Raw genomic sequence first — 13,913 nt, 5'->3', positions numbered from 1 at the left:
AAGTCACCTCATCCGTGCAGGTTCACAGACACAACCCGTCGCTGACACCGCGGTGGCACAGTGGCGTCCGCTCGACCTGGCCCAGCCGGGACACCCCGTCGCGTTGCTCGACGACGACGCGCAGGCGCTCGCCACCCTGGGCGTCGTCCGGCATACCGGTGACGTCGACGCGGTAGGCGCCGTCCCCGGTGTCCTCCGGGGTGGTGACGACCGCCCACCGTCCCATCCCGGCGGCGGAACGTTCCCCGATCCTGCCGAGGAGCAGGTAGGGGTCGTCCGCCGGTGCCAGGTCCGCGTACTCGCCGGTCACGTCGTCGACCCCGCCGAAGTAGAACAGGTGCGTGCCGGGCATCCAGCCGGTGACACCGTCGTGCCTGACCTCCACCCAGTAGCCCTCGTCCGGCATGGTGGTGTTGTTCCACTCCCGGCCGGCGAGCTCCACGGACCCGGTACGCCAGACACGGGAGACCGGGTCGGCCCCGGAACTCGGCTGGGCCCTGATGATCTCGGGGGCCATGGCGGCGTCGAGTCCGGCGACACCGACGACGGCGCCTTCCCGGGAGAAGTAGGTCTCGACCTGTTCACCGGGCACGGTGACCTCGCCTGGGTCGTCCGGCGGGTCCGTCGGCCCTGTCGGCGCTGTCGGCTCTGGCTCTGCGGGCGGAACGGTGACCTCCACACTGCGGGTGGACGTCTCCGTCACGGTGACGACCGGGTCGTCCCCGCACGCCCCCAGCACCAACGCGAGCCCCGCCCCCGCCACGAGAGCGGTCTTCTGCAGTCCCTGGTTCTTCATCGGAGAAGCACCTCCTGCTTTCTCCATCGAACATACCGGGGCAGCCGTTTCGCCCTCCGGCACAGCCGGCTCCGTGTACCAGTCACACTGGCGGCGGTCCCGGGGTGCAACCCGCACATGCACCGACGCCCTGAGCCTCCAGGTCATCTTTCACCCCAGATCACGACCTGGGGACTCAAGACGTGGCTGCCCGGTGCCGGAAGAACCCCCTGACGCGCTACTCAGCTCACAGGTCCAACCCGATGTCCAGCGCCGTCACCGAATGGGTCAGGGCCCCCACCGCCAGCGAGTCGACACCGGCCGCCGCATAGTCCCCGGCCACCTCCAGCGTGAGTCCGCCGGAGGATTCCAGCAGCACACCCGGCGCGATACCGTCGCGCATCCGCACGGCCGCCACGGTGTCCGGTACGGCGAAGTTGTCCAGCAGCACCTGCTGTGGCGGCACGTCCACCTCCAGGACCGCGCGGAGCTGGTCCAGGTCGTCGACCTCCACTTCGCACCACAGGGCCGGGTTCTCCGCGCGGACGGACAGGTAGGCGGCGAGCACTCCCCCGCCGGCAACGACGTGGTTGTCCTTGACCATGGCCTGGTCGGAGAGGTTGTAGCGGTGCGGGGTCCCGCCACCGTGCACCACGGCGCGTTTCTGCAGCAGCCGCAGTCCGGGCAGCGTCTTGCGTGAGTCCCTGACCACGGTGCCGGGGCGCGCCGCGGAGACCTCCTCGACCCACCGGGCGGTGTGTGTCGCCACCCCGGAGGCGTGGGACAGGACGTTGAGCACGGTGCGTTCCAGCTGCAGGATCGCCCGCACCGGCCCGGTCAGCGTCCCCACCACCGATCCCGTCTCGACGCGGGCGCCGTTGGCCACCGGGTCCTCCAGCGTGACCCGCCCGCCGAGCACGGGGTAGGACGCGCCCGCCTCCAGCACGGCCCGGACGGCGTCGATCCCGGAGACGACGCCGGGCCGTCGGGCGACGAGGTCGCCGCTGCCGGTCAACTCCGCGGGGACGGTGGCCAGGGTGGTGGCGTCCCCGGAGGCGATGTCCTCCTGCAGGGCGGCCCACGCCAGGGAGGAGAACAGGGCCGGGTCCCCCTCGACGGGCCCGAGGTCGGTGTCGGGCAGGACGGCGGTCACTCGCCGCCTCCGGGCGTCCCGACCGAGATCATCCGCTCGACGGCGAGGCGTGCCTTGTCGGCGACGTCCTCGTCGACGTCGACCTCGTCGGTGCCGAGGGCGAGGCAGCGCAGCAGTGCCGCCGGGGTGATCATCTTCATGTAGGGGCACGAGGCGCGTTCGTTGACGGGGGCGAAGTCGACGTCGGGTGCGACGCCCCGGAGCTGGTGGAGCATGCCGACCTCGGTGGCGACGAGCACCGTCCCACGTCCCGCCTCGCCCGCGACCCGCGCGCTGTCGAGCATCTCCCCGGTGGAGAGCATGTGGACGCGCTCCGGGTCGATCACCCCTTCACCGGCGAGGTAGATCGCGGAGTTGGCGCAGCCGCACTCCGGGTGGATGAACAGGTCCGCCCCGGGGTTCTCCTCGGCGCGGCGGGCGAGCTCGGGTCCGGAGATCCCGGCGTGGACGTGGCATTCGCCGGCCCAGACGTGGATGTCGTCCCGTCCGGTCTGCCGTCGCACATGCGCCCCGAGGAACTGGTCGGGGCCGAAGAGGATCTCCCGGTCGGCGGGGAGTCCGGCGACCACGTCGACGGCGTTGGAGCTGGTGCAGCACACGTCGGTGAGGCCTTTCACCGCGGCGGTGGTGTTGATGTAGCTCACGACCAGGGCGTCGGGGTGTTCGGACTTCCACTCGGCGAGCTCCTCGGCGGTGAGGGAGTCCGCCAGGGAGCAGCCGGCGTCTTCGTCGGGGATCAGCACGGTCTTGTCCGGGGACAGGATCTTCGCGGTCTCGGCCATGAAGTGCACGCCGCAGAAGACGATGACGTCGGCGTCGGTGTCGGCGGCGATCCGTGACAACGCCAGGGAGTCGCCCGTGTGGTCCGCGATGTCCTGGATCTCCGGGAGCTCGTAGTTGTGCGCCAGGATCACCGCGTTCCGCAGTTCCTTCAGGCGGCGGATCTCCGCGGCCCAGACCTCGTCGCCGACGATCCCCTCCCACCGTCCGATGTCCCCCTCTGGTCCGGCGTGCCCCGGGGCACGGAAGACCTTCTCCAGGAGGGGACTCCCGAATTGTTCAACAGTCGTCACAGTCATGTCCGGTGATGATATCCGAAACCGGCACACGCCGAGGGGTTTCCGGACGTATCCTCATCCTCGTGAGTACTCCACGACCTGCGGTGCGCGAGGCGGTAGCGCACCTTGACGCCCCGTTCGCCGTCCTCGACCTGGACAACGCCCTGGCCAATGCCGGTGACATGGTCCGCCGCGCCGCCGGGACGCCGATCCGGCTGGCGACGAAGTCGGTACGGATCCGCCCGTTGATCCGACGGCTGCTGCAACGCCCCGGCTTCCGGGGACTGCTGTCCTACTCGCTCGGGGAGGCCCTCTGGCTCGCCGACGAGGGCGTCAGCGACGACATCCTCGTCGCCTACCCCAGTACCGACCGCCACCTGCTCCACCAGCTGATGTGCAGCGAGGCGGCGTCACGGGCCGTCACCCTCATGGTCGACTCCGTCGAACACCTGGACTTCATCGACGCCGTGGTCCCGCCGACCGAACGCGGCGTGGTGCGGGTCTGCATCGACATCGACGCCTCCCTGACCGTTGGACCGGTGCACCTCGGCGCGCGACGCTCCCCGGTGCACACCGTCGAACAGGCCCGCTCCCTGGCCCGGCACATCCACGGGCGTGACGGGTTCGCCCTGGTCGGCCTCATGGCCTACGAAGGGCAGATCGCCGGCACCACCGATTCCTCACCGCTGGTCACGGCGGTGAAGCGTCTCTCCGTCCGGGAGCTGGCGGCGCGCCGGGCCGCCGTCGTCGACGCGGTGCGGTCGGTGGGTGCCGAACTCGAGTTCGTCAACGGGGGCGGGACGGGCTCGATCGAGTCGACGGTCGCCGAGGCCGCCGTCACGGAGATCGGTGCGGGCTCCGGTGTCGTCGGGCCGGGCCTGTTCGACAACTACTCGTCGTTCCGTCCGCTGTCGGCCGAGTGGTTCGTCCTGCCGGTCGTGCGCCGGCCCGCACCGGATTTCATCACCGTCGCCGGTGGTGGCCGGATCGCCTCCGGGCCGCCCGGTGCCGACCGGCAGCCGGTGGTGGACTACCCCCGGGGGTTGTCGTTGACGTCCACCGAGGGGGCCGGCGAGGTGCAGACCCCGCTGCGCGGCGACGTGGCCACGGCCATGAACCTCGGCGACCACGTGTGGTTCCGTCACGCCAAGGCCGGCGAACAGGCCGAGTTCACCGACACCGTCCTGGTCGTCAGCGACGGTGACATCATCGACGAATGGCCCACCTACCGTGGTGAGGGAAGGAGCTTCACATGAGATGGCGCAACTGGTCCGGTGCACAGACCGCCGAGCCCGCGCAGTTCGTCCAGCCGACCACCGAGGCTGAGGTGGTGGAGCTGGTCCGCCGTGCCGCCGGGGACGGGTTGCGGGTCAAGGCGGTCGGCGCCGGCCACTCCTTCACCCCGGTCGCGGCGACCGACGGCGTCCTGGTGAACCTCGACCACCTCAGCGGGGTCGTCACGGTCGACCGTGAGGCGATGGTGGTCACCTTCCTCGCCGGGACCCGGCTCCGCGACATCCCGGGCCTGCTGCGTCCCCACGGTCTGGCGCTGGCGAACCAGGGCGACGTCGACCCGCAGTCCCTGGCCGGGGCGGTCAGTACCGGGACGCACGGCACCGGCGCCGGGCTGACCGGGTTCGCCGGGATGGTACGGGGACTGCGCACCGTCACCGCCGACGGGACCGTGCACGACGTCGGCCCCGGCGACCCGCTCTTCGACCTGGGGAGGGTGTCCCTGGGGGCGTTGGGGGTCACCACCCGGATCACGATGGCGGTGGTGGAGTCGTTCGTCCTCTCCGCGGTGGAGAAGGCGGAGCCGCTGGCGCCCCTGGCGCGGGACTTCCCCACGCGGGCCGCGGCCGTGGACCACCTGGAGTACTACTGGTTCCCCGGCACCGACGTGGCCCACGTCAAGACCAACACCCGGTACTCCCTGCCGGACGCCGCGGCCGCCGACCTCCCCGGCCCGGTACCGCGCTGGCGGTCGGTCATCGACGACGAGGTCGTCAGCAACGGCGCCTTCGGCGCGATGTGCGCACTGATGCACCTGGCGCCCCGGACCACCGGGGCGATGAACCGGGTCGCGGCGGCGACGCTGGCGCAGCGTGAGTACGCCGACACCGCCCACAACGTGTTCGTGTCCCCGCGTCGCGTCCGGTTCAACGAGATGGAGTACGCCGTCCCCCTCGCCGACGCCCCCGAGGTCCTCTCCGAGGTCCACCGGGTCATCGACGCGTCCGGCGTCCCCGTCGGTTTCCCCGTCGAGGTGCGCTGCACCGCCGCCGACACCGTCCCGCTGTCGACGGCCTACGGCAGGGAGTCGTGCTACATCGCGGTGCACCGCTACCACCGCGACGACTACCGTGAACTGTTCTCCGTGGTCGAGCCGGTGCTCACCGCGGCCGGGGGACGACCGCACTGGGGCAAACTGCACACCCTCGACCACGCGGACCTCGCCGCCGTCCACCCGCACCTCGGCGAGGTCGCGGGGCTGAGGGCCCGGGTCGACCCGGACGGGGTCTTCCGCAACCCCATGGTGGACCGGGTCTTCGGGATCTAGCCGGAATCCCCGTCCCCGGCCCCGTCACCCGAGCCGCTTGAGCCGGTTCACCTTCCGGGCGTGCATCAGCGAGTCCACGATGAACACCGCCAGGGCGACCCAGATGACCGCGAAGCCGACCCACCGTGCCGGCGGGATGTGCTCCCCGACCACCAGCACCGCCCACAGCATCTGCATGACCGGGGTGAGGTACTGCAGCATGCCCAGGCTGGTCAGCGACAGCTCGTGGGCGGCACGCGCGAAGCACAGCAACGGCAGCGCCGTCACCGCACCGGCGGTGACCAGCAGCAGGACGTGCCCCACCCCGTGCCCGCCCTGGACCATGGTGTTCTCCCCCTGGCTCTGCAGCCACGCCAGGAACAGCACACCGACGGGCGCCAGGACAGCGGTCTCCGCGGTCAACGACTGCAACGGTGTCAACGGCACCCGCTTCTTCAGCAGCCCGTACCCGGCGAAGGACACGGCCAGGCCGAGCGACAGCACCGGCGGCGAGCCCAGTGCCACCGTGAGGATCACCACGGCGACCCCGGCGATGCCCACCGAGACCCACTGCAGGGCGCGGAGCCGCTCACGGAGGACGAGCACCCCCAGCAACACGCTGACCAGTGGGTTGATGAAGTACCCGAGGGCCGCGTCGGCGACGTGGTCGTTGTTGACCGCGTAGATGTACAGCCCCCAGTTGCCCGCGATGAGCACGGCGGCGGCGGTGATCCGGAGCCACAGGGACAACGGGATACGCCGCGCCCAGCGGAAACCGGTGGTGCACGCCATCACCACGACGACGAACACCAGCGTCCACACGAAGCGGTGCGCCAGGATCTCCATCGGCACCGCCGGGCGCAGCAGCGGGAAGAACGCGGGGAAGAACCCCCACATCAGGTAGGCCAGTACTCCCCAGATCACCGGATCTCCTCCCGGTCGGCGACGGTCACCGGGCGCAGTCCGAACCGTCCGTACGCGGCGTCCGGCGGCAGCGCCTCCACCGCGAGGACACCGGGACGGTCGGCGAGCGTCCGGAGGTCGGCGGGCGTGGCGTGGACGAGCACGCCGAGGACGTCGAGGGAGGGATCGTCCAGACCGACCCCGGCGCTGGACGCGACCTGCTCCCGGGAGGCCTCGAAGACGTCCTCACGCCGGTGCCCGTCCGCCGGCTCCGGGACCTGCCACCGCGACTCCCCCGCCATCAGCGTGGAGACCCGCAGGTCCGGCATCCCGGAGAAGATCTCCGCCAGTTCCCCGGGCCCGGCCGGCGTCACCGGGGTGACCAGTGCCCACCGCGGCGCGTCCTGTGCATCCTGTGTCTCCTGGGCCTCCTGGACCGACGCCGCCGCCCGCACGAGGTACTCGTCGACGGTCTCGCTGTTGTCCGGGCCGAGCATGTCGCCATTGACGGCCTGCGGCCGCGACATGCGGTCGGACCCCGCCAACGCGACCACGGTGACCACGAGGCCGACCAGGCACACCACGGACAGCCACATGACCCAGGCGGGCCGACGGGTGTCCTGCCATTCACGTCGACGACGGACCGTGCGGTCCGGTGCGATCCGCCGGGACGGGCGGGGGCCGACACCGGCCATCAGTTCACCTCCCGCAGACGGTCGAGTCCCACCCGGAGGTCCTCCGGGTACGGCGACTCGATGTCCATCCACCGTCCGTCCGGGTGGGTGAAGCCCAGGTGCACCGCATGGAGCCACTGCCGCTCCAGACCGAGGAAGGCGGTCAACGCGGGGTCGGACCCGTACATCGGGTCACCGCAACAGGGATGGTGCAGGGCCGAGAAGTGGACCCGGATCTGGTGGGTGCGGCCGGTCTCCAGGTGCACCTTCACCAGCGTCGCCTGACGGAACGCCTCGATGGTCTCGTAGTGGGTCACGGCATGACGGCCGTCGTCCCGGACCGCGAACTTCCACCCCGCCCCGGGGTGGCGTGCGATCGGCGCGTCGATCGTCCCCACCGTCGGGTCCGGGTGGCCCTGGACCAGGGCGTGGTAGGTCTTGTCCACCGTCCGGTCGCGGAACGCGCGCTTGAGCACGGTGTAGGCGCGCTCGCTGGCGGCGACGACCATCACCCCGGACGTCCCGACGTCGAGCCGGTGGACGATGCCCTTACGCTCCGGGGGCCCGGACGTGGAGATGCGGAAGCCCTCCGCCGCGAGGCCGGACGTCACCGTGGGGCCCTCCCACCCGACCGTCGGATGTGCGGCGACGCCGACCGGCTTGTTCACGGCGATGATGTCGTCGTCGGAGTAGAGGATCTCCATCCCGTCGACATGCTCGGCCGGTTCGTCGGCGAGGTCCCTCTCGGGTGCGGGCAGCGTGACGTCCAGCCACGCTCCGGCGACCAGGCGGTCGGACTTCCCCGCGGGACGGCTGTCCTGGGTCACGTCCCCGGCTTCGGCGAGCTCGGCGACGACGGTGCGCGACAGGCCGAGCAGCTTCGACAACCCGGCGTCCACCCGCATCCCCGCCAGCCCGTCCGGGACGGCCATCATGCGCGACTCCCTGGGAGCTGTGCTCATGACACCTCACCCCGCTCTCTCGCCTTCCTCGGCTCGACCACCAGGGCGTACACCAGGTACACCCCGACGCCGACGCAGATGGCGGCGTCGGCCACGTTGAAGATCGCGAAACTGCCGACGGAGACGAAGTCGACGACATGGCCGTGCAGTCCACCGGGGTCGCGGAAGACACGGTCGATGAGGTTGCCGGCCGCACCGCCGCCGATCAGCCCCACGGCGGCCACCGCCCAGCGGTCACGCACCCGGAACGCCAGGACGACACAGATCAGGACGGCGACCATCTGGACCACGGAGAACACCACCGTGGCGTCCTCCCCCATGGAGAACGCCGCACCGGAGTTGCGGATGAGGTACAGCCGCGCGACGTCGCCCACCACCGGATACGCCGTCGCCGGCTCGAGGTTCTCCACGACGAGCCACTTGGTGAGCTGGTCGGCGGCGACGATGCCGGACAGCGGGAGAAGCGCCCAGGGGCGGACGTTGAAAACAGTCACGACGACGATCCTATCGCGTCGCAGCCTGTGGGCCTCAGTCGGTGCACGGCCGGTTGGTACGCTGACGGTTGTGCGCACTCAACGACACACGCCCCTCCGCCGGGCCCTCCTGCCGACACTGATGACCACCCTACTGACCGGGACCGTGCTCACCGCCTGTTCCTCCGGTGACGACGCGGCGTCCGAGGCCCCCGTCGACGCCCCGGTGTCGGGGGTGTCGGTCACCGTCGAGGACGCCGGGGAGGCACCCAGGGAACCACTGGTCTGGTTCGACGACTCCACGGAGACGCAGACGGTCTTCCGGGCGACGCAGGGCTGGGAACAGCGGACCGAAGGCGGGGCGGGCCAGAATGACCTCCCGTTCGAGGACGTCACGATGGAGGTCCCGGTCGCCGTGTCGACGTCGACCGACGGCGACGAGCTGGAGTCCCACGTCGTCGCCGGCCGTCCGACCGGCGACAACACCGAGGGGAACGAGGACCTGGCCACCGCAGAGGGCTTCACCATGAACCAGACCTACAACCCGGACGGCCGCGTGGTCTCGCGGAGTTTCGCCGCTCCCGAGGACGCCACGGGTGCGGCGCGTTCCAACGTGGAGCGTGCCCTCACCCAGATGACCGACGTTCCCGTCGTCTTCCCCGAGGAGGACCTGGGGACGGGGGCACGGTGGACCGTCAGCGGCCAGGTGGAGGATCCGATGCTCGGTGTCTCGATGCGCCAGGGCGTCACGTTCACCCTGCTCTCCCGTGAGGGGTCACGCATCGAGCTCGGCGTCGACGTGGAACGCACCCCGTCCGTCCAGAAGATGGCCGGTTCAGACCTCAATGTCGTGGACTCCAGCAGCGACTCCGACGGCAACGTCACCGTGGACCTGCGCCGTCCCGTCCCGGTCTCCGGCATGATCGACACGACGACCAGCGTGACCTACGGCCAGGCGGAGTCTCCGGTCACCGTGGTGCAGACCTCGCGCACGAGGTCCGCCTGGGAACCTGCCTAGGAAGCGGGCGCCGGGGCCGGGGCCTCACCCTCCGGAGCCGGGGCCGGGGCAGGCGCCTCGCCCTCGGGAGCGGGGGCCGGAGCGTCGCCCAGGAACGGGGCACAGGTCTCCGGGACCTGGTCCGGGGCGACGTTACTGACCAGGGTGCAGGCCCATTCCTGGGACAGCTTCCACTGGCCGTTGTCGTTGACGAACTTCACGCCGTCCATCCGCACCGGCTCCTCGTCCGGCTGCAGGAGGTTCATGGTCGCCATGACCTCCTGCGGGGTGATACCGGGGAGAACCGGGTCGACGACCTCGAACGTCGCACCGGACTCCTGCTGCGACTGCATCATCACGTCGAAGAGCTCCACCGCCTCCTCGCCGTTCTCCACGGTGTCGGCCTTCTCCGGCGCCGGGACGCCCGGGTCCATGGCACGGGCCAGGATCTCACCGAGTTCCTGGGCCGTGGGCATCGGCGTCTGCTCCGTCGTCTGCTGGGCTGTGGTCTCGGCGGCGGTGTCGCCGCCCTCGTCGTCCGAGGAACAGGCGGTCACGGACAGCCCGGCGGTAATGGCGACGGCGGCGGCGATGGCACGGGTTCGCTTCAATGATCTCACTGTGACGAGACTCCTTCTGCGGATGAATGTACTACGGATGACGAGAGTCTACCGTCGATCGGACGGTAGCCTTGAAATCCGTGACCGACTCGACTGCTGACACCCCCACCGTGCTCGCCACCGGCGGCACCATCTCGTGCACCTCCGACGCCGACGGTGACCTCGTGCCGACCCGTGGCATCACCGCACTCCTCGACGACGCCGGGCTGCCCCCGTCGTCCGTGAAAGCCCGGGACGTCCTGCGCCTCGACTCCTCCACGATGGACCTCGCCGACCTCGACGGCCTGCTCGCCGAGATCCACGACGCCCGGGGCACCGGGCCGGTCGTCGTCACCCACGGCACCGACTCCATGGAGGAGACCGCGATGGCCGTCGACCGGCTGGTCGGCGGCCCCGTCGTGCTGACCGGCGCCCAGCGCCCCGCGGACGACCCGGCACCCGACGGACCGGCGAACCTCCGGGACGCCGTGGCCGCGGCACAGCAGGTGGTGTCCCCCAGTGTCGTCTTCGGCGGGCGGACCCTACCCGCGTACGGGGTCCGTAAGGTCCACACGACCGCCGACGCCGCGTTCGACGCCCCCGACCTCGCGCGTCCCACCGTCCTCGCCTCGTCACCGGTGCCGCTGGCCGGCCTGCGGGTCGACATCGTCGCCGCCTACCAGGGCGCGGACCCCGACGCTGTCCGGTCCGCGCTGGACTCCGGTGCCGACGGGATCGTCGTCGCCGCCTTCGGTTCCGGGAACGTCGGTGTCCTGGCCGACGGGGTCACCGATGCACTGGCGGCGGGGATCCCCGTGGTCGTGGCCAGCCGTGTGCCCGCCGGCGGCGTCAACCTGGTCTACGGCGGCGCCGGCGGCGGACGCAGCCTCGCCCGTGCCGGGATCCGTTCCGCAGGCCAGCTCACCCCGCCGCAGGCCAGGATGGAGCTGCTGTGCCAGCTCGCGGTCCAGCGGGCCCGCCGGTGACACGTACCCGTCCCCGGCTCAGCGGAGACTGTCCAACGGGTCCGCCGGCCGCAGCGCCGGGTCGTCGATGTCCAGTGTCCGGGCACGTCCCGGGCCTGTCGACCGCGACTCGAACCTCACACTGACCACGCCGGCACCCGTGCCCTGGACCCAGCCGTGGCCGAAGACCTCGTGGTGGACGTCCGCGGTCGGGCGCCAGTCGACGCGGTGGTCGGTCTCGGCGGTCTCGGCGGTTTCCGGGGCCGCCGTCTCGACCGCCCTGACCGCCTCCACCCCCGGCTCCGGGAAGAGGACGGCCTGTCGCTCCTCCGTGAGCCCGGAGAGGCTCACCCCCACCAACCGGACCACACCGGAAACCTCCGGGCGCGGGACGACGGACCGGGCCGCCGCGATGATCTCGTCGAGGTCGTCGGTCGGGGTGGCCAGGGTCGTGGACCGGGTGTGCGCCTTGAAATCGGCGGTGCGGGTCTTCACGGTCACCGTCCTCGCCGCACGACCATCACCGAGCAGGCGTTTCCTCGCGGCACCGGCGGCCCGCACCAGCACGGGGTCGACCTCGGCGGTCGTCGTCGCATCCGAATCGAGGGTGCGCTCCGCGGACACCTGTTTCGCACGCGCACGCGGTGCCACCGTCCGGGAGTCCCGGCCCCGGGCGTACCCCAGGACCTGCAGGCCGACCGAACCCAGCAGTCCCTTCACGTCGACGTCGTCCATGGCGGTGAAGTCCCCGATCGTCGTCACACCGACCTCGGCCAGTTTGTGCTGCGCGACCGGGCCGATGCCCCACAGCTCCCCGACCGGACGAGGTCCGAACACCTCCTGACGACGGTCACGTCCCACGACCGTGACCCCGTGTGGCTTGGCCAGGTCCGAGGCCATCTTCGCATCGAGCTTGGTGGACGCCACACCGATGGAGCACGGCAACCCGACCTCGCGGTCCACCGTCTCCTGGAGGTCACGTGCCCACCGTTCGACCTCGGCGGAGCCCGCCCCCGCCAACACGCCGGGTTCGACGAACCCTTCGTCGACGCTCAGCTGCTCGACAGTGTCACCTTCCCGCCCCAGGAGTTCGAATACCTGTGCCGACACCGCGGAGTACACGACGAACCGGGGTGTCACGACGACAGCCTTCCCCCGGCAGAGCCGCACCGCCTGGTGCATCGGCATCGCCGAACGTGCCCCGTACACCCGGGCCTCGTAGGACGCGCCCGCCACGACACCACGACCAGAGGCACCTCCCACCAGCACCGGGCGCCCGGCGATGGTGGGCCTGGTCAACTGCTCGACAGAGGCGAAGAACGCGTCCATGTCGAGGTGGACCACCCAGCGCTGCGTGGTGTTCATGTCCCCGATTCTAGGCAGGGTACGGTCCGCCACCCTCAAAACGGCACCAGCTTCTGCGCCTCCTCCGCGGCCGCCTCGATCTCGGCGATCCACCGCATCCTGGCCTCGTTGTGCCGCGCCAGGGTGCGGACCTTCCGGTGCAGGCGCGTGTCGAAATCCAGGACAGCGTCCGCCAGCGGCCCGGTCGGAGTCGACACGTAGACGTGTCCGTCCTCCACACTGGTCCACCAGTCCGAACCGTCCGGGTTGAGGGTGACGTCGTACAGGCCACGTGTCTTGAGGCTGTGGCATCCGGGACACAGCGAGTGCATCGACCAGGTCGCGGTCTTCCCTCCCCCGTCGTCCTCCCCGTCCCACCGTGTGACGTGGTCGAGCTGTGCGGTCGCCGCGGGGCTGTCGCAGCCCGGGAACCTGCACGTACCGTCGCGCCCGGCGTCCGTCGCCCGCTGGTGTGCCGACGGGGTGTAGCCGGAGACCTCGCTGTGCCCGGCCACGCAGAGTTCGGTGACGCGGGCCATCCACCGCTCGGTGGCCACCTCGTGCAACCAGGTGCTCTCCAGGTGCATCCGACCGTCGTCGAGATTCCGGTAGCAGTTCAGCGTGACGGAGACGTCGCCGGCCCGTCCGTGCACCAAATCCACCAGCGCACGCGACCTGCTGCATCCCCGCGCCGCGGCGACGGCGTCGATGATCCGGATCATGCCTATCCCCTCATCCGTCGGGACGGTGACGCGGAACGTCGTCGCCGCGTCCGCCCGGGTGTCCACGCTGAAGTCGAGCTGCGCCTCCGGTGGCGGCGGCTCACCCTGCCCCTCCGGGTCGATCGGCCGTGCCGACGGCTGGACCTCGGCAACCACCTGCTGCACCAGCCGACGTAGTGTGACGACCCCGGGCACGACCTGGCGGGGCGTCGTCGGCGTCACCAACGACACGACGCCACTCTCGACCTCGGCCACGTGTGCGTCATCCACCGCGACGACGGAGTCCGCGAGCGCCCGGAGATGGTCGAAGGAGAACGCACCGCCCTGGAGTGCGAGCGCCAACGCCGGCATCCGGGAGAGCATCGTACCGATGTCGCAGTAGGCCAACGCCTTGCCCTTCGAGACCCCCAGGCCGACCGACAGTTTCCTGGCGTGGCGCGACACCTCGTCCGTGGGCGACGGCGTGGCCTCCCGCGCGATGTCGAGTTCGAGGACGTTGACCTGCCTCTTCGCGCTGTACATCACCTCCTGCGCGCTCACGGCCCAACATGGCTCGTCCAGGTTCTCCTCGACGTACTCGACGTCGCAGTCGAAGTACAGCTCCTCGAAGTCCCGTTCGATAAAACCGAGATCCACTCCACCCTGCACCATGCCATTCCCCTCACCGTGGCCACCATATCCCTCGTTACGACCCCCACGGTACCGAACTCCTGTTCGATGGTCAAGGACGGCAAAAACCCCGGACGGCC

At 70.8% G+C, this 13,913-nt stretch carries 14 protein-coding genes; 4 read left to right on the top strand and 10 right to left on the bottom strand.

The features are described 5' to 3' along the window. Positions 1 to 22: 22 nt before the first annotated feature. From MUN33_RS07870 to nadA, 3 genes are all read right to left on the bottom strand, one after another. Positions 23 to 796, bottom strand: a complete 774-nt coding sequence (locus tag MUN33_RS07870) for a hypothetical protein (RefSeq protein ID WP_244804342.1) — start codon at positions 794 to 796, stop codon at positions 23 to 25. Between the two features lie 226 nt (positions 797 to 1,022). Continuing rightward, the gene (gene nadC / locus MUN33_RS07865; RefSeq protein ID WP_244804341.1) at positions 1,023 to 1,928 is read right to left on the bottom strand and encodes a carboxylating nicotinate-nucleotide diphosphorylase; all 906 of its coding nucleotides are present in this window, start codon (positions 1,926 to 1,928) and stop codon (positions 1,023 to 1,025) included. Next, positions 1,925 to 3,007 carry a quinolinate synthase NadA gene (gene nadA, locus MUN33_RS07860; RefSeq protein WP_244804340.1) on the bottom strand — a complete coding sequence of 361 codons (1,083 nt, stop codon included), beginning with the start codon at positions 3,005 to 3,007 and terminating at the stop codon, positions 1,925 to 1,927. The genes nadC and nadA overlap by 4 nt, the downstream gene beginning before the upstream one ends. A 62-nt stretch (positions 3,008 to 3,069) precedes the next feature. On the opposite strand from nadA, the gene MUN33_RS07855 reads away from it, so the two are divergent. Together MUN33_RS07855 and MUN33_RS07850 are read left to right on the top strand one after the other, a co-directional pair. Further along, complete coding sequence (locus MUN33_RS07855; RefSeq protein WP_244804339.1) at positions 3,070 to 4,242, top strand: amino acid deaminase/aldolase; 1,173 nt, start codon at positions 3,070 to 3,072, stop codon at positions 4,240 to 4,242. Beyond that, positions 4,239 to 5,546, top strand: a complete 1,308-nt coding sequence (locus MUN33_RS07850) for a D-arabinono-1,4-lactone oxidase (RefSeq protein WP_244804338.1) — start codon at positions 4,239 to 4,241, stop codon at positions 5,544 to 5,546. Before MUN33_RS07855 ends, MUN33_RS07850 begins: the two co-directional genes overlap by 4 nt. A 24-nt stretch (positions 5,547 to 5,570) precedes the next feature. On the opposite strand, the gene rarD is transcribed toward MUN33_RS07850, so the two are convergent. From rarD to lspA, 4 genes are read right to left on the bottom strand one after another with little or no spacing between them, the layout of a single operon-like run. Continuing rightward, complete coding sequence (rarD, locus tag MUN33_RS07845; protein WP_244804337.1) at positions 5,571 to 6,449, bottom strand: EamA family transporter RarD; 879 nt, start codon at positions 6,447 to 6,449, stop codon at positions 5,571 to 5,573. Further along, a complete protein-coding gene (locus MUN33_RS07840) occupies positions 6,446 to 7,123 on the bottom strand; it encodes a hypothetical protein (RefSeq protein ID WP_244804336.1) in 678 nt (225 codons plus the stop codon). The genes rarD and MUN33_RS07840 overlap by 4 nt, the downstream gene beginning before the upstream one ends. Next, on the bottom strand, positions 7,123 to 8,064 hold the full coding sequence (locus MUN33_RS07835; RefSeq protein ID WP_244804335.1) for an RluA family pseudouridine synthase: 942 nt from the start codon (positions 8,062 to 8,064) through the stop codon (positions 7,123 to 7,125). Before MUN33_RS07835 ends, MUN33_RS07840 begins: the two co-directional genes overlap by 1 nt. Continuing rightward, positions 8,061 to 8,558, bottom strand: coding sequence for a signal peptidase II (lspA, locus tag MUN33_RS07830; protein WP_244804334.1), 498 nt, complete (start codon positions 8,556 to 8,558; stop codon positions 8,061 to 8,063). The genes MUN33_RS07835 and lspA overlap by 4 nt, the downstream gene beginning before the upstream one ends. A gap of 70 nt (positions 8,559 to 8,628) precedes the next feature. On the opposite strand from lspA, the gene MUN33_RS07825 reads away from it, so the two are divergent. Further along, entirely contained in the window at positions 8,629 to 9,555 is a 927-nt protein-coding gene (locus MUN33_RS07825) for a hypothetical protein (RefSeq protein ID WP_244804333.1), read from the top strand. Here the strand turns inward: MUN33_RS07825 and MUN33_RS07820 are convergent. Continuing rightward, positions 9,552 to 10,145, bottom strand: coding sequence for a WKL family lipoprotein (locus tag MUN33_RS07820; RefSeq protein ID WP_244804332.1), 594 nt, complete (start codon positions 10,143 to 10,145; stop codon positions 9,552 to 9,554). The two genes, MUN33_RS07825 and MUN33_RS07820, sit on opposite strands and share 4 nt — an antisense overlap. A gap of 89 nt (positions 10,146 to 10,234) precedes the next feature. Between MUN33_RS07820 and MUN33_RS07815 the strand changes: the two genes are divergently transcribed. Then, a complete protein-coding gene (locus MUN33_RS07815; protein ID WP_244804331.1) occupies positions 10,235 to 11,119 on the top strand; it encodes an asparaginase in 885 nt (294 codons plus the stop codon). Between the two features lie 18 nt (positions 11,120 to 11,137). On the opposite strand, the gene MUN33_RS07810 is transcribed toward MUN33_RS07815, so the two are convergent. Together MUN33_RS07810 and MUN33_RS07805 are read right to left on the bottom strand one after the other, a co-directional pair. After that, on the bottom strand, positions 11,138 to 12,463 hold the full coding sequence (locus tag MUN33_RS07810; RefSeq protein WP_244804330.1) for a DNA polymerase IV: 1,326 nt from the start codon (positions 12,461 to 12,463) through the stop codon (positions 11,138 to 11,140). A 35-nt stretch (positions 12,464 to 12,498) separates the two neighbouring features. Next, positions 12,499 to 13,815: an HNH endonuclease signature motif containing protein gene (locus MUN33_RS07805; protein ID WP_244804329.1), complete on the bottom strand. Its 1,317-nt coding sequence runs from the start codon at positions 13,813 to 13,815 to the stop codon at positions 12,499 to 12,501. Between the last annotated feature and the right edge of the window lie 98 nt (positions 13,816 to 13,913).

Origin of the sequence: Corynebacterium kalidii, assembly GCF_022869005.1 — a bacterium.
Taxonomy (GTDB): domain Bacteria; phylum Actinomycetota; class Actinomycetes; order Mycobacteriales; family Mycobacteriaceae; genus Corynebacterium; species Corynebacterium kalidii.
The sequence above is the reverse complement of the archived record's forward strand: the minus strand, read 5'-3'. Positions and strand labels throughout refer to the sequence as shown.

Bases quoted from the DNA above. Each gene is read 5' to 3' on its own strand.
- MUN33_RS07870 (WP_244804342.1), bottom strand. From the start codon at position 796: ATGAAGAACCAGGGACTGCAGAAGACCGCTCTCGTGGCGGGGGCGGGG.
- nadA (WP_244804340.1), bottom strand. From the start codon at position 3,007: ATGACTGTGACGACTGTTGAACAATTCGGGAGTCCCCTCCTGGAGAAG.
- MUN33_RS07850 (WP_244804338.1), top strand. From the start codon at position 4,239: ATGAGATGGCGCAACTGGTCCGGTGCACAGACCGCCGAGCCCGCGCAG.
- MUN33_RS07840 (WP_244804336.1), bottom strand. From the start codon at position 7,123: ATGGCCGGTGTCGGCCCCCGCCCGTCCCGGCGGATCGCACCGGACCGC.
- MUN33_RS07835 (WP_244804335.1), bottom strand. From the start codon at position 8,064: ATGAGCACAGCTCCCAGGGAGTCGCGCATGATGGCCGTCCCGGACGGG.
- MUN33_RS07810 (WP_244804330.1), bottom strand. From the start codon at position 12,463: ATGAACACCACGCAGCGCTGGGTGGTCCACCTCGACATGGACGCGTTC.
- MUN33_RS07805 (WP_244804329.1), bottom strand. From the start codon at position 13,815: ATGGTGCAGGGTGGAGTGGATCTCGGTTTTATCGAACGGGACTTCGAG.